This window comes from Kineococcus esterisolvens, from assembly GCF_050871405.1.
In the GTDB taxonomy this organism is placed as follows: Bacteria; Actinomycetota; Actinomycetes; order Actinomycetales; family Kineococcaceae; genus Kineococcus.
The window spans coordinates 1-17703 of record NZ_JBJLRI010000078.1; the positions used below are offsets into that span (position 1 = coordinate 1).

Consider the following 17703-nt stretch of genomic DNA (forward strand, 5'->3'; position numbering starts at 1 on the left):
TGCTATTTAAAAACCCCCCCCCCACCCCCCCGCGGCCCCCCCCCCCCCCCCCCCCCCCCCCCCCCCCCCCCCCGCCCCCCCCCCCCCCCCCCCCCCCCCCCCCCCCCCCCCCCGCGCCCACCGCAGCGCCGTTGTGGTGGGCGCAGTCGTTGTTGTGGTCGTGGTCGTCGCCACGCCGGGGTCGGCGGTGCACCGTCACCTGAGCGGGCCGCACGAACACCGGCGTGGCGGTGCTCGAACGCGGCGTGCGGCGCCGTCGCGCTGGGCGCGCCAGCGCCGCACGGGCGACCGCGTAGACCAGCACCGCCAGAAACGAGCTCGCAGCACCAACTGGCCGCGTCCGCCCACCGTGGCGGCAGCAGCCCGCACGACGTCACCGCCCACACCACCGACAACCTGCCGCAGCACTCACGCGGCGCCTGATCGGTCACACCTCTTGCACTACGCGTGCCCGCCCAGAGCAGCGCTCAGCACCCCGTACGCAGCGCCGCGCACCCGCACGGCAACGGCCCCTCGCCCGGAAGACCCTCCGCGTCACGAGTGCGGCGTAGCCAGGCGACGCAACGCGCTCTCCTGGATCTTCACAGCGAGCAGCTTCACGTCCCTGTAGAAGCGGATGCTGGCGAGGATCTCCTCCATCGCGTCGCCACGCTTGGCGACCTCCAGGAGGGGCCCGTTGATCTCGTCGGCCTGGCGCAGCTGGTGAGCGACCATCTGCAGCACCATCGGCCGCAGCTCGGGGTCGGTGACGATGAGCCGGCACCGCACGAGCACGCGCTGTAGCTCACGCACCGACTCCCGCACGGCTTCGCCCGAGTCGGTGTCGACGTACTCCAGGACGTCGTCGAAGGTGCCCTTGCCCATGAGGAGCGAGGCCATCTCCGCCTGGGGTGCCCAGTGCTCGACGGCGTCGATGAGCTCGATCAGGACGTCGCGCTGCTCCAGACGTCGCTCGTTGAGCTGGTCCTGCTGGCGCTGCTCCCGGGTGAAGCGCCGAGTCAGGAAGACGCTGCTGAGGCCGGCACCCAGACCGAGAAGACCGGCGAGCAGAGCGGAGAGGATCGGTGCCCACCAGGGCAGCAGCAGGGCCTGCGGCAAGGGGTGCCCCCGCGCTCCCTCACGATGGCAGCGGGTGGGCTGGAGTGGCGGATTCCGCACGGTCTGGACGGAACTACCTGATTTGGCTAGCCCTGATTGAGCCACTCGAAGAAAGTTGGGGAGCCGTCGGCGTGTCCGGGCAACGGTCGGCGATCTTGCTGCCACGGTGTGCGCCATGCCAGGGAAGGCCGCACAGCTGGACGCGCAGGGTTGGACCGATGCGTGGTCCCCGCGCCGCCCGCTGGCCACCGACGACCTGACCCGCGGGTGCTGGCGGCAGAGCCGCCCTGATGCCCTGGCCCGCCGCTACCTGGAGCACTCCCCCAAGGCGCTGCTGTCGATGCTCGTCGTCGACGTCGACCACCCCGACACCCTGCTGCGGGCCATCAGCCGCCCCCTGGAGCACCCCGAGCCGTCCTGGGTCGCCGAGGGCGTCAGCGGCCGCGGCCACGTCGGCTGGGTGCTCTCCTCCCCCGTGTGCCGCACCGACGCCGCCCGCACCGCCCCCCTGGCCCTGGCCGCCCGCGTGCAAGAAGGCCTTCGCCGGGCCCTGGACGGCGACGCCGGCTACGCCGGGCTGCTGACGAAGAACCCCACCCACGAAAGCTGGCACCCCTACTGGGGCCGAGCGCGCCCCTACGAGCTGCGCGAGCTCGCCGAGGGCCTGGGCACCCTGCTGCCGCGCTCCTTGCCCAAGCACGCCCGCGAACAGAGCGGCCTGGGCCGCAACCACCACCTCTTCGAGGCGCTGCGCACCTGGGCCTACCCGGCGCGCTACCGCTACGACGACCGCCAGGAGTGGGAGCAGACCGTCACCGCGGTGGCGATCAACATCAACACCGAGTTCGCCGTGCCCCTGCCGCAGCCCGAGGTCGGGCACACCGCGCAGTCCGTGGCGCGCTGGGTCTGGCGCAACCTCTCCCGCGAGGGCCTGGTGCGCGTACAGACCGCCCGCGGCCTGAAGCGCGCTGCCCAGCCCAGCGCCTCAACTGCCCGAAGCAAGGCTGGCAAGAGCAGCACACCTGCTCAGACGGAGGCACGCCGCCGCAACGCCGCTAAGGCATCCTTGACTCGTCGGAAGGTGACGGCAGAGCAGATGGCGGAGGTCGTGCTGTGAGTGCTCAGCGACCGGCGCGTCGGAAGATGACCGCTCGAGAAGCCGCTGCCCACTTCGGCGTCTCCCCCGCGACCGTCAAGCGCCTGGTGGCGGAGCCGCGCGAGGACTTCCTCGCCCGGGCCAAGGCCCGCCGCGACCGCGCCGTGGAGCTGCGCGCCCAGGGCCTGAAGCACCGCGAGATCGCCGCGGAGATGGACGTGCCCATCGGCACCGTCGGCCGCCTACTGCACGAGGCCAAGAAGCTGGCCGCATCCCAGGACACCGAGCACTCTGCGGTCTAGCCAACGCTCAGCCACCGTCTACCCAATGGCTACCAACTTGGTAGCCATTGGGTAGACACTGGCTAGAACCCGTGGCTCTTCAGTTCCGCGTCCAGGGCCCGCTCGATCAGCCGCCCCTGCGGGATGCGAGTGGCCTGCGCACACGCGACCAGCCGCTCGTACAGGTCCGTAGGGATGCGGGCACCCAGCTGCTTGCCGCGGCGCGGGATGCGCGTGGGTGCCTGCCCGGTGGCCGGCTGCTGGCCGGGCTGCTCGGCGAAGGGCCGACCGTTGTCCGGCGCCGGGGTGAGCATCGGCGCCGGCTCGGGCGCCGGGGGAGCGGCCTGCGGCAGGCGGGTGGCGGGCTTGGGCATCAGGAGACCTCCTCGGACGGGCGGACGCCGGCGACGTGCAGGACGTGCTCGGCCAGCTGGCGGTAGACGTCGGCGACCTCCCGGCCGGCGGCGCCGAAGGCGCGCACGGGAGCGTGGGCGCCCTCTGCCTGGCGCACCACCGCCCGCCGCGGCACCGGGGCCAGCACGTCGGGGTACGAGGAGCGCAGGAAGTCCAGCAGCTCGCCCTGACGGGCCTCGCGCGCCAGCGCGGTGGGCAGCACCCCCAACAGCGCCGGGGCGGCGCCACCGCGGGCGGCGCGCACCTGCGCGAGGACCTCCAAGGTGCGCGGGATGCCCTCCAGGGCGTTGTCGGCCGCCTCGCTGGCCACCACCACCGCATCGGCGGCGTGCATCGCGGCCAGGAACAGCCCACCGAGGCTGGGCCCACAGTCGAGCACCACCAGGTCCAGCGGGCCCGGTGGCTCCTGCAGGCCCACCGCCAGGCGCTGGGCGGCACCGGGGAAGGTCTCACCGTTGCGGGCGGCGAGGTCCTGGTTGGCCGGCGCCACCCGCAGCCGCGGCGACCAGTGCTGCCCGGCGGGCACCGCAACCTGGTGCACGGTGCCGGCCTGCACCGGGGCGCCGGCGCGCTCCTGTGCGGCGTACAGGGCGTCGGAGACGGTCAGCTGCTGCGGCTTGCCGAAGGCGTTGCCGTCGAAGACGCGGGCGGTGGCGTCGGTCAGGGCGGTGGCGTTGCCCTGCTGATCCAGGTCCACCAGCAGCACATGCGCACCGAGCTCGGCGGCGGCGTCGGCGAGGTTGGCCGCCGTCGTCGTCTTCGCCACCCCGCCCTTCTGGTTGGCGATCGCGAGGGTGAACACGGACGAGCTCCTCACCGGCGACGGGTAGATATGGACTAGCCACCGCCTACCAGTGGCTACCCGATGTCTACCAGCGGGCCAGTGCCCGCGGCGGGAGCCACGCCGTTGCGGGCTCACGAGCCCGCGACGCTACGGGGTGCCGACCTCCACGGTGCGCCCCATGACCGCCCCGCTCCGTTTCCCAGCACCGACCGTCGAGACCGCCGGCATGACGAACACGACCTGCCCGAGCCCGCCGAGCACCTGCATGATCCCGGCACCGGTCACCTCGCCCACCCTGCCGCCCGGAACCGGCCCGGCCGCACTGCTGCCGTCCGCGCCCGCGGCGGCCGATGCCTTTGCCGTCGCATGGGTGGCCGTCACCGCCCTGGGCGTCATCGCCGTGGTGCTGATGATCTGGCGGCTGACGCCGGTGCTGCAGACGGTCGCCGCGAAGGACCCGAAGCAGCTGCCGGCGACCATCCGCGCGATCGGCAGCCTCTTCTGCCGCCGGTGGCGTTGAGATCACCGACGGTGGGGGAGTGGCACCGGGACGCACGTCCCGTGCAACCGGTGCCCACTGCATGCTCAGTGCCGTTCGCCCCAAGAGGGGACCCGACCTCGGTTAGCGTCACCGGCGTGCGCCGCGAGATGAGCATGCGATGAGGTCCAGCTACGAGATCGCCGGGACGGACCTGAGCAGCTTCGTGGAGACCTGGCTGGCCGAGGTGGATGCCGCGTCCGACACCGGCCCGCTGCACCTGGCGGTGGACGACCCCGTCGAGAAGGACCGCTACTTCTACGGGATGGCCGGCCTCATGTTCTTCATCGGCCCACGCGTGGCAAGCGAAGCCAGCACACGCGAGGAGCTGCTGCTCTACGGGGTGCTCCTCTGCTACCACCAGCACCTCGACTCGCACCCCGCCGCGACGTGGCCTGGACCCCGCCCGCACGTGCAACGCGCCTTCGAGCACGCGCGTGAGGTCGGCGAGAAGGCCGTAGCGGACTGCCTACGTCAGCAGGTTGCCCACCACGGCACCCGCCACGAAGGCGACGAGGAGCTCGACGAGCTGATGTGGTCCGGCAAGTCGCCAGCCCAGCGTGCGGCACACGAGCAGACCATGGTCGGTTCCGACCTGCGCGACCTGCGCGCGGCCAAGGCCTTCGACGGCACCGACGGTGATCCGTGGGACATCATGCCCTCCGTGTAATCGCCTACCGACTACCACTGGACGCGCACCACCTGCCGTCTCACATCGACCGTTTCTGAGACACCCCGGGAGAGTGGTCTTAAAGCCGCGACACGCCGTCTCAGAACCCGTGTCCGAAACGTGCGTCTCACCAGCGGCCGGTCGGTGCTTTCTGAGACGGTCCCGTGCGTGTCCAGCCGCACCCCCGCCACCGCCTCCAAGATCACGCCTAGTGCCGCACCCACCCGGGCATCCGATCAACAGCCGACCCGGCGGCCCGGTCACCTGCTCGGCTACGCCCGCGTCTCCACCACCGCGCAGGATCCCGCCCTGCAGCACGACGCCCTGACCGCCGCCGGGTGCTACCGGGTGTGGACCGACACCGCCTCCGGCGCGCTGGCCGCACGTCCCGCCCTGGACGACGTCCTGGCCCGCCTGGGGCCCGGCGACGTGCTGGTCGTCTGGCGCCTGGACCGCCTGGCCCGCTCGCTGCGCCACCTGCTGCAGCTCATCGACGACCTGGACAGGCGGGGAGTGGGCTTCAAGTCGTTGACGGAGTCCATCGACACCACCACCGCCACCGGACGCCTGGTGCTGCACCTCTTCGGCGCCCTGGGCGAGTTCGAGCGAGACCTGCTCAGGGAGCGCACCGCCGCAGGCCTCGAAGCAGCCGTCGCCCGCGGCCGGCGCGGAGGACGACCCGCGCTGATGACACCGGCGAAGCTGGCCGCCGCACAGAGCCTGCTGGCCGCCGGGCGCTCCGCCGGTGAGGTAGCCGCGGCCGTGGGCGTCAGCCGGGCAACGCTGTACCGGGCCTTGACCGCCTGCCCGAACACAAGCGCTTGACGTCACAGCGATCTAAGCTGCGCCTTACTCAACGCAACACGCCAGAAGACTGGATCAACTTCTGCAACGGCTTCTAAAGTACCATTTCGTATATTAGGGTCGAGGTGCCAGAGGGGCCCGATAACATGTTCACCCAAAAGGCGCACATGCCCAACCACGACCACTGCCGTTCTAACCTTAAAGGACATCCATGGCGAAGAAGCGAGTTCCCAACCGCACCGCGACTCGAAAGCCCAGCGACTCAACCGCAGCGGCGGCTCCACGTGCTCGACGGGATAAGGCTGGCTACCGGCCGCAGCGCTTGTCGAGCGACCCCAATGTAATTTTGAAGCTGCTGGAGCGTGGCGAACCGGATCAGCTCCTCACCATGCTGCCTCCCCTACTCGTCCTTGATCATGTCGCCTACTCCGGCGCACCGGGCAACGTGTGCGTTCAAGCGGCTCATGAGCTGCGCATCGTCTACACCGCTCTCGGCGTACCGGTAGAAATCAAGCCAGTTCGCCTCGAGGTACACAACATGAAGCGGGGAGGTGGAACTGCGTATGGGGTTGGCGAACCATACTTTACGGAAACCGACAACTTCGTAGGACACTGCGTGCTGCGCTTTCCCACCTTGGATCGATTCGTGGATACCACGGTTGGGCAGTTCCCTGATGTCGCCCGGCAAAACTCGGCTCCCCTGCTCGGCCGCACCGACGTTGTCCTGCAGGGAAACGACCCCGGCGCTAATCCTTGGCCGACGGGCGGTCGGTTCAGAGCGCTCCGGGGAGACCTGGAGTTGCGCTACATCGCCCTCGATCCCACCTATGACGAGGTTCTCCTCTCCGGCCTGTCAGCCAACCAGGACTTCAAGCGCGGAACCATCAACAACGGCTTGAACACGCTCGCCCAGACGGTCTATACCTTGTCTAAGTTTGAGGATGCCGCTCGACGAGCCCGCAGAGCGACTGCGCCGAACTTGCCAACCTTGCTGGACGCAGTTGCCGGAGCTGAGTGGACGCCAGGCGCAGAGCAGACAGATTATTTTGTCCGCGACGGTGTCACCATCCGGCTACGTGACCTCGTCGACCTCTCCAGCGTAGGAATCGCTTCCTGATCGCTTCGCATCGAGTGCTGCTCGGCTTACCCCAACTAAATCGAGATTTGAGTTCAACCCTACTCCTCGGGGCGAAATAAGTTTCGACTCATTTGAGCCGCATTCTCAAAGTATCGTCGATGAGTTTTTTTTAAGTCCTCAAGCCGATCCGCGTGAAAGACTACAACCTCATCGCTAGGGCCAACCGAGCGTTGCACTTCGGACCGCCAAGCGAATGCCTCGCGGCGCTTCCCCTCGGGAAATTCTCGATAAGTCAGCTTTCCGGTAGGTCGGTTGTATACCAACACAAAAGATTTCATTGCGCCTCCTTCGACACGGGTAGCTCATCAAGCATACGACCAATGCCCACCAATTTAGAGGTGAGTGAGCTTCTGATTTTGGCTTCTTCCGCTACCACGTCGGAGATGCCGAACGGCTCCCCCGTACTTGGATCTAAACCAACCGCATTGTTGCTTAGGTTAGATATCCGAGATCTGGCGTCCTCTAGTTGTTGTAGGATCGCCGAAAAATTTTCCATGGTGCCGATAAATTCTGCAATTTCAGGAGTCGCCGACCGACTTGACTCATCATTCGGGTAACGAATCGATCTTCCCAACTTATCGCCAGCCCGCTCATAAACCTCAGCCCATACATGCTGCAGTTGAGTTCGCACCTGTAGTTCAACTCGGACTTCGTCTAGTTGAAACTCAGCATGAAGTGCTCGATAACCACGCATCGGAATCTGGCGTCGATCAATAATTTTTCGTTGTTCTGCACTTACTCCCAACGCATCGCATGCATGGTTGAGAACCATGTCTTGCTCGGTAATTGTCATGTCTCCCACGATGCGCAAGCCCGCAAGGTCGCGGATTACCGGAAGTGCCTGGCCTCCCATCCTAACCAGTTTTTCTCGCAAAGTTATTAGTGTTTTTGCGCGCCCTCGGACTTCAAGCTTCCCACCGGAAGTTAACGTAACTGAGGAGAGTGACCTAGCTAGTACTTCGCTAGCTTGAACTTGAACTTCATCGCATCGAGACAAGAGCTCGTCGAGCTGATTTAACTGATCGTCGGTTTCACTTCCATCTACCAACGCCTTACCAATCTTTTTTAGCTGAGAGTTGCTTAGTTTCTCCACAGTAGGCCACCTTTGTGTCTAATCCATAGAAAATGGAGCAGCTCATGCACGCTAGTCGCTAGCGGCTTGGTGTGCCTAGTCCACGCTCTGCCACGGATCACCCAAAAGATCACTAGGGCCGAGCGAGTACCACAGCGGCTCTAGCAGTATCGGCACCTCACCTCGCAACTTCTACGCGTCCAAGGACCCGTAACCGGCCTTACGGTGTCGATCCGCGCCCTCGACGCTGGCGGCCACACGCCGAACGGTGCCCTCTAGCCTGCACTGATGACGCGAGGCGATGCACGACAGCCGCAGGCTCTGACCGAGGCGAGCAGGGCTGCCCGGCCTCCTCGTACAGGACGCAGTTGGGCGGCCGCGGTGACGACCACCGCCGCGCTGCTGCTCACCGGGTGCACGTCCTCCACCACCGAACCGACTCCGAGCACCACCTCCGCCGAGGCTGGAGGCAGCACCACCACCTCGGCGCAGGCTCAGCCCTTCACAGTGGTGGAGTCCGCCTACACCAGCACCCCCGGCACGGGAGAGGAGAAGTACCTGCATTGGGCGGCTCTGCTGCGCAACCCCAACACCACCCACTACGGCGCCTTCCCCGTCATCACCGTGACCGCACGAGACGCCGGCGGGCAGGTACTGGCCACCCATCAGCAGACCCTCAACGCCCTGCCCCCAGGTGCCGACATCGCCTGGGCCGGGCTGCTGAACGCACCGGCCGAGCCGGCCGTCCTGGAGGTCACCTACGCCACGGTGGACTGGTATCCGACCCAGACCACTCCCGCCGACTACCCGTCCTTCACGGCCACCGGGATCCAGCGGACTGGGGAGAATCACTCCCGCAAGGTGGTAGGAGAGCTGGCCAACCCCTTCAGCGAGGCGGTGGGGTCGATGGCCGTCACGGCGCTGTACCGCGATGACAGCGGCAAGCTGCTAACCGGCACTACCGGCTACGTCAACGCCCTCCCGGCCTCGGGCACCGTGCCCTTCTCCGTTATGGACCTCACCGGGCTGCCCCAGCAGCCCGCCACGATCGAGGTATACGGCATGCCGTGGGGCGGCTCCCCAGAGAAGTGGAACGCCCTGGCCGGGGGGTGACCACCTTCCCGCCGCCCACGTAGTGCAGGGCTGCCAGTGCTGTTCGGCACGTTGCCGAACGTGCCTGGCGCTTCAGGCCCAGCGCCTCCGCCTGGCTGCAGACTCGGACCCGGCTGAGTCGATGGGCGCTGATCCGGGCAAGCGATGCGACACCTTCAGAGGCCCGCAGAGAACGTCCTTTATCTACGGGGCAGGCGACCGCCTCGACTTACCGCACATGCCGATGTCCGGGCACAAGCTGAGCACGACGATCACCCGCCTACCGCTGATGAGCGTGCAGTCCCAGAGCAGAGTCACGGGCCTGCACCCGAGCATGCCGAGCAGTCCAGAGCGGTACTTCCCCGACGGCCGCGTCCACCGAAGATGGATCACCAGCGGGCAGACTGCTGGCATGGCCGCACTACAGGTGGAGGGCATCTCCTTCAGGTACACCGGTGCGAACGCGCTATCCGAGGTCACCTTCACCGTCGGGCCAGGCGTGACCGCACTGCTGGGCGTCAACGGCGCCGGCAAGTCCACGCTGATGTCGATCTGCGCGGGCCTGCTCACCCCCAAGACCGGCGCAGTGCACATCGCCTCACACGCCCTGTACTCCCGCACGCACCGCCGCGCCGCCTTGGCCGCGGTGTCGCTGATGCCGCAGGCGACGTCCTTTCCCGCCAACCTCACCGCCCGCGACGTCGTCACCTACCTCGGCTGGCTGCGGGGCCTGCCGCGCTCAGCGGCCTCAGCCCGCGCTGAGGAGTGCCTGGTCGCGGTCGGCCTGCACGAGGTCGCCGACCGCAAGTGCGGCACCTTCTCCGGCGGCATGACCCGCCGCCTGGCCCTGGCCCAAGCCCTCGTCTCACAGCCGGAAGTGATCCTGCTCGATGAGCCCAGCACCGGGCTGGACCCTCAGCAGCGACGCGGCATGGTCGAGCTGATCCGCGCCCTGCCTGCCACCGTGCTGCTGAGCAGCCACGTCGTCGAAGACGTCGAAGACCTCGCCGCCCACGTCATCGTCCTCGACGGCGGGCGCGTCGTCTTCGACGGCACCACCGCCGCCTTGACCGAAGGCATCGAGGTCACCGGCCGCCGCAGCGCGGTCGAAGCCGGATTCCTGCGCGCCATCGCCGCGGAGAGCACCCACCCCGACGGTGCACCGGGCACACCGGGCGCACGAGAGCGAGGGGCTCGGTGACCGGGCTGCGGTTGTGGCTGCGCCGCGGGCTCGGCACCCCGCTGGCGGTGCTCATCGCCGCCTTCGTGCTGATCTCCTTGCTGACCCAGCAGCAGTGGCGCCTGGAGCTGGACTGGGCAACGCGCCTGAGCGCCGCCTCAGTGCTGGTCACCACCCCGTTCGTAGCCGCCGCGGCAGCCTTCGACACCGGCCGGCGTTTCCGCCCCACCCTGGCCCACCTGACGCTCGGCACCGCCCGGCACCGGCTGCAGGTCCTCACCCCGGGGCTTGCGATCACGGTGTGGGCGGTACTGGCGTACGTCGTCGTCTGGGCAGTGGCCGCGCTCCTCGTCACCGCCCACGACGGCGTCGGGGTCACCGACTGGTGGGTCTTCGCCGAGATCGCCGCCCCCCTGCTCGCCGCCGGACTGGTGGGCACCGCAGTCGCGATGCTCCTGCCCTCCTCGATCACCGGGTTCGTGGCCGCACCGGTGGCCGCCGTCACCGTGCTGGCCGGCACCGTGGCCGCCTCACCCTGGGGACGCGGCCCGTTCGAGGCGGTGACGACGTTCGGCACCCTGACCGGGCTGCAGCGCCCCGCGGTGCAGGCGGTGGCGACCATCGCGGCCGCGCTCGTCCTCGCCCTGCTCGCAGCCGTCGCCGCCCGCGAGGCCCACCGCCCCGCCCCGGCTCGGCGAGGCGTGCTCGCCGCGTGCACGGCGCTGGTGCTCGCCGCCGCGCTCGCGCCGGCGGTGTGGCCCTGGCGGGAGGGCGTCTACGTCGTCAGCAGCGAACCCGTCCGGTGCGTGGGCAGCGCCCCGGCAGTGTGCGGGCCTGCCTCGAGGACGCGGCTGCTGGTGCCGGTGCAGACCTCCCTGGCGAAGGCCTACCGCACGCTGGCGGGCACCGACTTCACCCGACCGGCCAGGTACACGGTCACGCGCCTGGACCACTACGCCGACCTGGACGGCGCAGCCCCGCTGGACTTCGATCCCACCCTCATCCACGACACCGGGGGCGGCACGGCCGGCTACGCCCGATCCGGGGTGCTCGCCGCGCTGCTGCGCCCGCACCAGTGCCGGGAGGTGTTCACCGCCGAGCGGGCACCGCTGATCCTCGATGCCCAGGACCGGGTCCGGCCGTGGCTGGACGCCGTGCTGGCCGGTCAGACCCCGGCGCGACCGGTGCCCACCGCGGTGCAGTCGGCGTTCGACGTGATCGCCGACTGCGACGTCGTGACCGGGAACCTGTGAGCGAGAACCGCGAACGAGACGGTGACCTGCTCGAAGTGACCTCGGTGGATGCATGACCACCACGACCAGCGGGAGTGGCAGGTGGCGGTGAACGCTCGCACCGGACGGCTGTGGCGACTGGTGGGCGCCTACGGCGGGCTGTACGCGCTCATCGGCTCGGCGGTGATCGTCGCGGTGGGTCTGGTCTCGCAGCAGCAGGTGCTGGGGGTCACCCGCCAGCCGTTGCCGCTGGTGTGGCCGTTGACCGTCGTGCACGTCACCCTCGCCCAGCTGCCGCTGCGCGACGTGTTCGGTCCGATGGAGCGGGTCAGCGCCCGCGGCGCGACCTCGCGGGCGCTGCGCGCCGCGGTGGCGCTGCTGTTGATCGGCGCCGGTATCGGCACTTACCTCGCCGCGCGCGGTGAACACGCCCTGCTCGTCTTCTGCCTGTTGCTGACCGCGCTCGGGTTCACCGTGGCAGCTTTCGGGCGGTCCGACTGCTGGGTGTGGACGCTCGGGGTGGGGCTGCTCACCGTGGGCTTGGCCTACATCACCCCCCTCGGCGGCCCCATCGGCGGTGTCCTGGACGCCATCCCCGTCGCCGCGGCCGCGACGGTGGCCGTGGCGTCCGCGGTGGCCTTCATCGCCACCGGGCGAGGCCGCCGCAGATGAAACCGGAGTTGATCAGGTAGACGTGGCGACCGGTGCGTCGGCTACGTCCCGACATGTCGATGTCCGGGTGCAAGCTGAGCACGAGGATCACCCGAATATTGCCGAAGATCGAGCGCCGCGATGAATCCACCTGACACCACCACCTGCTGCACGGGAGCCTGCCCCCATGACCGACACGGCATGGACCTCCCTGCCCAAGGCCGTGCACCACTGCGCTCACGCCGAACTCGGCGCCCCCATCACCAGCTGGAGCGACGCCGTCACCGCAGTCCAGCGCCCCGCCGATCGCCCCGCTGGCATCGCCCGCACCGCAACCGGTGATGCGCTCTTCCTCAAGGCCGCCCGCACCACCGACCCCTTCGGCCTGGACTACCGCGCCGAAGCACAGCTGGCGGCGGTCCTGCCCGCCGGTGTCCCCACCCCGCGGCTGCGCCTGGCAGTTGAAGACGAGGGTTGGATCGTGCTCGGCTTCGACGTCGCCACCGGATACCAGCCCACCGAACCGTGGCTTCCGCAGCAACTACGAGCGGTCCTGGCCGCACTCGACGCCGCGGCACCTCTGCTGACCCCTGCGCCGCTGTCCACTCTGCCCACCGTGGCCGAGCGCATGGCCGGCCGCTGCAGCACCTACGGAGACCTGGCCCGCACCGGCCACCGCGATGAGCTGCACCTGGAGCACCTCAGCGACTTCGAACGCCGGCACCTGGAGCGTCTGGTGACGCTGGAGGAGAGCTGGAAACAGGCGGCCGCCGGGGACGTGCTGCTGCACTTCGACCTGCGCCACGACAACGTCATGCTCAGCCAGCGGGCGGACGGCGCCGACGACATCGACTGCGCCGCCAACGCCGCGGGCAACCCGGCGATGACGTTGCTGGACTGGGGACGGGCCTGCACCGGGCAGGCGTGGATCGACACCGCCTGCCTGCTACTTCTCTCCGACACCGGCTCGGTCCAGCCTGAGGACGCCTTCGTTGCCAGCTCCCGCGGCGCTGGCGCCGATCCCTGGGCGGTGGACTCCTTCCTCGTCGCCCTCGCCAGCTACTGGCGCCACGCTGCGGCGCGCCCGGTGCCGCTGCAGAGCGCGCAGGCGCAGGCACGCCGCCACGCCTCCGGCGAGGCGAGCGTGCGGTGGCTGCGCACCCGCTGGGTCTAACGGCGACTTCACGGTCATCCCGCGATCCGATGGCAGTCACGGCGGGTCTACGACTTCACGGTCATCCCGCGGACAGAGCGCGGTCCAGGGCGGCCCGGCGACTTCACGGACTTGTCGATGGTCGAGCGGTCGGAAAGTACGCGATCGCTGCCGAGCAAGCCGCGGTGAGCGACCACGCAGCTGGCCATGCGCGATCATGACTGGCCGCGACCTCGCGACCTTGGACGTCACACCCCGTAGACCTGCGCAAGCAGCGCCCCACCTCCGCCCCACCTCCGCTCCACCGTGACGGCTGCAGCCCAGGCGCCTACGGTGGATGAGGTGGTGCACCCGTGGATCACGGTCAGGGTGCACACGGACGCAGCGCTGACGCCGCACGCACGACCGCGGCAGCAAGCCGGCGGGCACCGTCCCAGCTGCGTCGAGGACGACCGCAGTCCCACTGAGGAAGGGAACGAGCCCGTGCTGCAGAAGACCATCGCCGCCCTGCTGGTGCTGGGTGGCGCGATCTGCCTGTCACTGCTGCTGTTCGCGTACCCGCAAGCGCGCACCGGCATCGTGCTGGCCACGCTGACCGGAGCCGCGGTCGTGGCCGGCTACTGGCTCCGGTGGTCCACCAAGCACCACCACGCGCCGCAGCGCGCCGAATCTCGCACACCGGAGCAGACCCGCACGCGCTGATCTGCGGGGAACCGCCGTCGGGCTGATGACGTCGCTCCACCGCACACCATCGGTGCCGCACGGCTAGAGGTACCCGGCACTGCGCGCTCTTGCCGCCGACCTCACAGTCATCCCGCCGTCCGCGCACACTCGAAGACACCTCGCGGCACGACCACGCATCGAGCCGAGCAGGCCCAGCACTACCCCACGGGCCGACGCACCCCCGCCGCAGCAGGCCCCCCACCACGTGGACGAGGCGGCACCGCATCCAGCTCCCGGTACAGGCCACGCCGCCCGACGTGCCAGCGCAGACGCTGCACCCGCGCCCCACGCACCTGCCCCAACGGCACCCGCCACGACCGGCGAAGGCGCTGCTCCGCCCGCCGGTGCGCACCTCCCGGGTCGCGGGCCCACACCCGCCCCAGGACCGAGACCACCCCCGGCCGGTGCAGCACGTCGAAGCGGCTGCGATCCCACCGCTGCTGCACCACCCGCGGTTGGCCCACCACCTGGCCCTGCAGGCCGCTGGAGGGTTCAGCGTCCGGGCGCGCTTCGTCCACCACCAGGGAGACCACGTACACGGGCACCCCTCCAGCATGCGCGCCGCCCCTCACCACCGGCCAGTGCCCAGCCGCAGCCGATGTGCTCATGGGGGCGTCCAGGCGCGATCATGGTCGATCGAGGACTTCACTCATCTGTCGAAGTGCGGGCGGCTGCGAGTGGGCTCGTGCGCACGCAACGAGGTGACCAACGGCATGCTGACCCGGTGCGCCCCTCCCCATGCGCGAACCGACGCCGGCCGCTGGCAGCGGTGGTGACGCCCAGCAGCCGTGAGCGTGCGCTGGCCGCGGAACTCTTCCTCACCTGGCTCGTCCACGACCTCGAAGAAGCCCTGACCATGGCCGCGACCTCACGACGCCTCGCCACCCGCCTGCGCGGCTCGCCGTCACCGACCGCCCGCCGCGCCGCCGAGCGGGTGGAGGTGAGCACCGTCGAAGCCGCCACGGCCATCGCCCTGATGGGAGTGCTGGTGGCCTTCGCCACCGAGCGAGGCCGCCGCTCGGCAGGAGGCGATCCCCTCTACCAGTACGTGCTGGCCGGCCTGCAGGGCCATGTCCTCACCCACCTCGCCGCCAGCTGCTGGCTGGGGGGCTACTCCACGGGAGTCCTCACCGCCGTGACCGTCCTGCTTCCCCACACGCGTCGCGCACGTCAATCGCTACGGTCCACCGGAACGCTGATCGAAGGGCCCGTGCCCTACGTGCGAGGAGCCCTCCTCCTGCTGCCGGCGACCTTCGCCTGCCAAGGCCTCGCCCGCGCGCTCCAGCGACGCAGCAGGCGCAGGGTCGACTCCGCGACCGATTGAGGGTGCAGCTCGATCTCGTCGCCGCTAAGGCCATTCCCCCTCCTTTACGGAGGAGGGCGTTGGAGATCGCTTCGCCGACACGCACGGTCATCCCGCTGACGTAGCGCGTTCGCTTCGCTGCCGGTGAGGCTCAGCGTCCCAGTCCGTCCTCACGCCCGGCACCACGAGAGCGGTCGCCACCCGCGCGGTTCGGTCTTGCCTGCGCCGCTCGCACGGCCGCCGTGACCGCCCGCGTCGCTGCCTGCTCCGCGGACCCCGTGCGCGCACCACCCTGGCCGGGCGCGGCACCGAAGGAGGCCTCACGCAGCCGGCGGATCTGCTCCAGGTGCGCCTCCTCACGCGCCCGCGCAGCGATCGCCGCACCCGCCTGCTCCCCACCACGCCGGCGCTGCGCCCACCACGCGTCATCACCGCTCACCCGCGCGGCGACCACCTCCGGCAGCGCCTGAAGCCGCTGCGTCTGCTGCTGCGCGACCGCTTCGGCCTGTGCCTGCTCGGTGCGCCGCTCGTGCCGGGCGCGGGACTCCAGCGCCCGCTTGGGCACCACCACGTCCGGCGCCTGCGCCGGTGTCTCGAGGACGGGGGCGACCTTCGACCACGACAGGGCCCGGTCCAGCTGCGAAGCGCGAAACCACACCGCCTCCCCCGCCTGATCGACATGTCCGGGCAGGGTGAAGGAGTACCCGCTGACCCGCCCACTGGCCGCCACGTTCGCGCGGTACCCCACGCCCGCGCGCTCCAGCGCGGCCTCGAAACCCTCCCGCCCCGCACCTGCTGCCGCGTCCACGGCGGCGCGTACCCGCTCGGCCAGCTGCACCCGCTCCGGAGCGGCCCCGGTGCGCTGCCCGCGCCGCCACTCCCCGGCACTGAGCTGGTGATCGGCGGTGCGCTGCGTCTCCTTCGTCGAGGTGCGCGGGGCGACGCTCAGGCCGTACAGCTGCTCCAGCTGGACACACGCCGCCTGCGCCTGGCGGTAGTCCTGCCGCGCGTGCCAGACCCGCCCGTCGAAGCCCACCCGCGACACCGCGACGTGCACGTGGTCATCACCGTGGCGCACCACCACCCACGGCTGCGTCGCGCGCTGCTCCCACGGCACGTCCGAGCCGATGGGATCCACGAAGCCCATCGCCTCGGCGAACACCGCCGCCGCCTCCGCCCACTCCTCATCCGACAGGGTCCGGTCCCCCGGTGCGCAGCGCAGCGAGGCGTGCCAGATCGGGCGCGTGATGTCCGGCCTCGTGCGCGCTGCGTCGGTGAGGATCCACGCCCACGTGGTGCCGTCCCGGCTGCCGTCCAGGCACACGTTGCCGCCGATGACCGCACCACCGGACCGCCCGGCGTACACGTGCTCCTCCTTCGTGCCCGGCCCGTGCAGATACGCGGCCAGATCCCCCGCCCGCTCCCCCCGGGTGATCTTCGCGATCACCGTCCACCACCACCCGCACCACCGCCGGTGATCCACGGGTTCACCGGCTGCTGCCCCGGCCGCTGCACGGGCCGATCCCCCGGCCCCGGTGTGCTCGACGGTGCACTGGATGGCGCGCTCGACGGTGCGCTCAGCGGCGTGCCGAACGGCGCACTCGGCGTCGCCGGCGCCACCCGCCGCGGCGCCCGTTTCCCCTTCGCCGCCGCGGCCACCGCAGCCCCTCTCGACGCTCCCGGCGACGTCGCCGACGTGCCGGCACCACCCCTCGAAGCAGCAGCCGAGGCACCCGATGCCGCCACCCGTTCCTGCACCAGCGTCATCACCGCGCGCACCTCCACCACCGCCGCCCGCAGCTGCGCCAGCACCCCCGACTGCACCCCGTGCACATGCACCGCATGCACCGCCTGGTTCAAGTTGTTCGCCACCCGCGAGAGCTCACCGCGCAGCACCGACGAACGCGCCAGCACCTCCGCCAACTCCATATCCACGCCCACACCCACACCCGCACCACCCGGCGCACCACCCGACGTGCTCTTCGCGCGCCCACCCCGGGCCCGCACCGCACCCGCATCAGTGCCCTCCGCAAGCCGCGCGTTCACCTCATCGCGCACCCACGACCCCAACCGCCCCCGCCCCGCCGCAGCAGCCGCCGCCTCCCACGCCGCGTGCTCCTCCGGGCTCAACCGCACCGCCACCGTGCGCGTGCGCTCCGCTGCCATCGCGGCCTCCCTTTCCTGCCGGTGCACCACCCGCAGGTGGCGCACCGAGCGGTGCCCTTGCCCGGCGCCCTGGCGCCGGGCGTGCTGCGCGAACGAAGTGAGCCAGCACTAGCTCGCCCCCAGGGCGAGCCCTGCCAGCGAGCGAAGCGAGCGGGCAGCGAGGTGGCTAGCCGTGAAGCGCCAGCGTAACGCTAGTCATACCTCGCATCCCGGTCACCTGAGTCTACCGGCGCGGGTCCTTCCGGCACGCCCTAGCGCGCCGGGGCAGCCCGCAGGGCTGCAGGACGTGCGGCGCCCCAGCGCCGCAC

General features: G+C 70.1%; 19 protein-coding genes. 13 read left to right on the forward strand and 6 right to left on the reverse strand.

The window, feature by feature from the left end; genetic code table 11:
- Positions 1 to 534: 534 nt before the first annotated feature.
- Positions 535 to 1098, reverse strand: coding sequence for a hypothetical protein (locus ACRYR8_RS18210; protein WP_432485809.1), 564 nt, complete (start codon positions 1096 to 1098; stop codon positions 535 to 537).
- Positions 1099 to 1273: 175 nt separating this feature from the next.
- Between ACRYR8_RS18210 and ACRYR8_RS18215 the strand changes: the two genes are divergently transcribed.
- Together ACRYR8_RS18215 and ACRYR8_RS18220 are read left to right on the forward strand one after the other, a co-directional pair.
- The gene (locus ACRYR8_RS18215) at positions 1274 to 2215 is read left to right on the forward strand and encodes a replication initiation protein (RefSeq protein WP_432485810.1); all 942 of its coding nucleotides are present in this window, start codon (positions 1274 to 1276) and stop codon (positions 2213 to 2215) included.
- 26 nt (positions 2216 to 2241) lie between these two features.
- On the forward strand, positions 2242 to 2496 hold the full coding sequence (locus tag ACRYR8_RS18220) for a sigma factor-like helix-turn-helix DNA-binding protein (RefSeq protein WP_432485811.1): 255 nt from the start codon (positions 2242 to 2244) through the stop codon (positions 2494 to 2496).
- Positions 2497 to 2558: 62 nt separating this feature from the next.
- Here the strand turns inward: ACRYR8_RS18220 and ACRYR8_RS18225 are convergent, their stop codons facing one another.
- Positions 2559 to 2849, reverse strand: coding sequence for a ribbon-helix-helix domain-containing protein (locus ACRYR8_RS18225; RefSeq protein WP_432485812.1), 291 nt, complete (start codon positions 2847 to 2849; stop codon positions 2559 to 2561).
- A complete protein-coding gene (locus ACRYR8_RS18230) occupies positions 2849 to 3691 on the reverse strand; it encodes a ParA family protein (RefSeq protein WP_432485813.1) in 843 nt (280 codons plus the stop codon). The genes ACRYR8_RS18225 and ACRYR8_RS18230 overlap by 1 nt, the downstream gene beginning before the upstream one ends.
- Positions 3692 to 3851: 160 nt before the next feature.
- Here ACRYR8_RS18230 and ACRYR8_RS18235 point away from each other — a divergent pair, with 160 nt between their 5' ends.
- The 4 genes from ACRYR8_RS18235 (at position 3852) to ACRYR8_RS18250 (ending at position 6802) form a co-directional block, all read left to right on the forward strand.
- Complete coding sequence (locus tag ACRYR8_RS18235; RefSeq protein ID WP_432485814.1) at positions 3852 to 4193, forward strand: hypothetical protein; 342 nt, start codon at positions 3852 to 3854, stop codon at positions 4191 to 4193.
- Positions 4194 to 4332: 139 nt separating this feature from the next.
- Entirely contained in the window at positions 4333 to 4881 is a 549-nt protein-coding gene (locus tag ACRYR8_RS18240; RefSeq protein ID WP_432485815.1) for a hypothetical protein, read from the forward strand.
- A gap of 264 nt (positions 4882 to 5145) precedes the next feature.
- The gene (locus ACRYR8_RS18245) at positions 5146 to 5706 is read left to right on the forward strand and encodes a recombinase family protein (RefSeq protein WP_432485827.1); all 561 of its coding nucleotides are present in this window, start codon (positions 5146 to 5148) and stop codon (positions 5704 to 5706) included.
- A 325-nt stretch (positions 5707 to 6031) separates the two neighbouring features.
- A complete protein-coding gene (locus tag ACRYR8_RS18250) occupies positions 6032 to 6802 on the forward strand; it encodes a hypothetical protein (RefSeq protein WP_432485816.1) in 771 nt (256 codons plus the stop codon).
- Between the two features lie 295 nt (positions 6803 to 7097).
- Here ACRYR8_RS18250 and ACRYR8_RS18255 read toward each other — a convergent pair whose 3' ends face one another.
- Positions 7098 to 7916, reverse strand: a complete 819-nt coding sequence (locus ACRYR8_RS18255; protein WP_432485817.1) for a RelA/SpoT-related domain-containing protein — start codon at positions 7914 to 7916, stop codon at positions 7098 to 7100.
- A gap of 360 nt (positions 7917 to 8276) precedes the next feature.
- Between ACRYR8_RS18255 and ACRYR8_RS18260 the strand changes: the two genes are divergently transcribed.
- From ACRYR8_RS18260 to ACRYR8_RS18290, 7 genes are all read left to right on the forward strand, one after another.
- The gene (locus tag ACRYR8_RS18260; RefSeq protein ID WP_432485818.1) at positions 8277 to 9008 is read left to right on the forward strand and encodes a hypothetical protein; all 732 of its coding nucleotides are present in this window, start codon (positions 8277 to 8279) and stop codon (positions 9006 to 9008) included.
- Positions 9009 to 9231: 223 nt separating this feature from the next.
- Complete coding sequence (locus ACRYR8_RS18265) at positions 9232 to 10188, forward strand: ABC transporter ATP-binding protein (RefSeq protein ID WP_432485819.1); 957 nt, start codon at positions 9232 to 9234, stop codon at positions 10186 to 10188.
- Complete coding sequence (locus ACRYR8_RS18270) at positions 10185 to 11420, forward strand: hypothetical protein (protein ID WP_432485820.1); 1236 nt, start codon at positions 10185 to 10187, stop codon at positions 11418 to 11420. The genes ACRYR8_RS18265 and ACRYR8_RS18270 overlap by 4 nt, the downstream gene beginning before the upstream one ends.
- A gap of 48 nt (positions 11421 to 11468) precedes the next feature.
- Positions 11469 to 12071, forward strand: a complete 603-nt coding sequence (locus tag ACRYR8_RS18275) for a hypothetical protein (RefSeq protein WP_432485821.1) — start codon at positions 11469 to 11471, stop codon at positions 12069 to 12071.
- A gap of 166 nt (positions 12072 to 12237) precedes the next feature.
- A complete protein-coding gene (locus tag ACRYR8_RS18280) occupies positions 12238 to 13224 on the forward strand; it encodes a phosphotransferase (protein WP_432485823.1) in 987 nt (328 codons plus the stop codon).
- Between the two features lie 462 nt (positions 13225 to 13686).
- The gene (locus ACRYR8_RS18285; protein ID WP_432485824.1) at positions 13687 to 13905 is read left to right on the forward strand and encodes a hypothetical protein; all 219 of its coding nucleotides are present in this window, start codon (positions 13687 to 13689) and stop codon (positions 13903 to 13905) included.
- A 793-nt stretch (positions 13906 to 14698) separates the two neighbouring features.
- Positions 14699 to 15250 carry an HXXEE domain-containing protein gene (locus ACRYR8_RS18290; protein ID WP_242124056.1) on the forward strand — a complete coding sequence of 184 codons (552 nt, stop codon included), beginning with the start codon at positions 14699 to 14701 and terminating at the stop codon, positions 15248 to 15250.
- A gap of 130 nt (positions 15251 to 15380) precedes the next feature.
- Here the strand turns inward: ACRYR8_RS18290 and ACRYR8_RS18295 are convergent, their stop codons facing one another.
- Both ACRYR8_RS18295 and mobC read right to left on the reverse strand, forming a co-directional pair.
- Positions 15381 to 16676, reverse strand: coding sequence for a relaxase/mobilization nuclease domain-containing protein (locus ACRYR8_RS18295; protein ID WP_432485825.1), 1296 nt, complete (start codon positions 16674 to 16676; stop codon positions 15381 to 15383).
- Positions 16673 to 17395 carry a plasmid mobilization relaxosome protein MobC gene (gene mobC, locus ACRYR8_RS18300; RefSeq protein WP_432485923.1) on the reverse strand — a complete coding sequence of 241 codons (723 nt, stop codon included), beginning with the start codon at positions 17393 to 17395 and terminating at the stop codon, positions 16673 to 16675. The genes ACRYR8_RS18295 and mobC overlap by 4 nt, the downstream gene beginning before the upstream one ends.
- Positions 17396 to 17703: the final 308 nt, after the last annotated feature.

Coding starts and splice junctions, on each gene's coding strand:
- ACRYR8_RS18275 (WP_432485821.1), top strand. CDS start 11,469: ATGCATGACCACCACGACCAGCGGGAGTGGCAGGTGGCGGTGAACGCT.
- ACRYR8_RS18225 (WP_432485812.1), bottom strand. CDS start 2,849: ATGCCCAAGCCCGCCACCCGCCTGCCGCAGGCCGCTCCCCCGGCGCCC.
- ACRYR8_RS18235 (WP_432485814.1), top strand. CDS start 3,852: ATGACCGCCCCGCTCCGTTTCCCAGCACCGACCGTCGAGACCGCCGGC.
- ACRYR8_RS18220 (WP_432485811.1), top strand. CDS start 2,242: ATGACCGCTCGAGAAGCCGCTGCCCACTTCGGCGTCTCCCCCGCGACC.
- ACRYR8_RS18265 (WP_432485819.1), top strand. CDS start 9,232: ATGTCCGGGCACAAGCTGAGCACGACGATCACCCGCCTACCGCTGATG.
- ACRYR8_RS18240 (WP_432485815.1), top strand. CDS start 4,333: ATGAGGTCCAGCTACGAGATCGCCGGGACGGACCTGAGCAGCTTCGTG.
- mobC (WP_432485923.1), bottom strand. CDS start 17,395: ATGGCAGCGGAGCGCACGCGCACGGTGGCGGTGCGGTTGAGCCCGGAG.
- ACRYR8_RS18215 (WP_432485810.1), top strand. CDS start 1,274: ATGCCAGGGAAGGCCGCACAGCTGGACGCGCAGGGTTGGACCGATGCG.
- ACRYR8_RS18280 (WP_432485823.1), top strand. CDS start 12,238: ATGACCGACACGGCATGGACCTCCCTGCCCAAGGCCGTGCACCACTGC.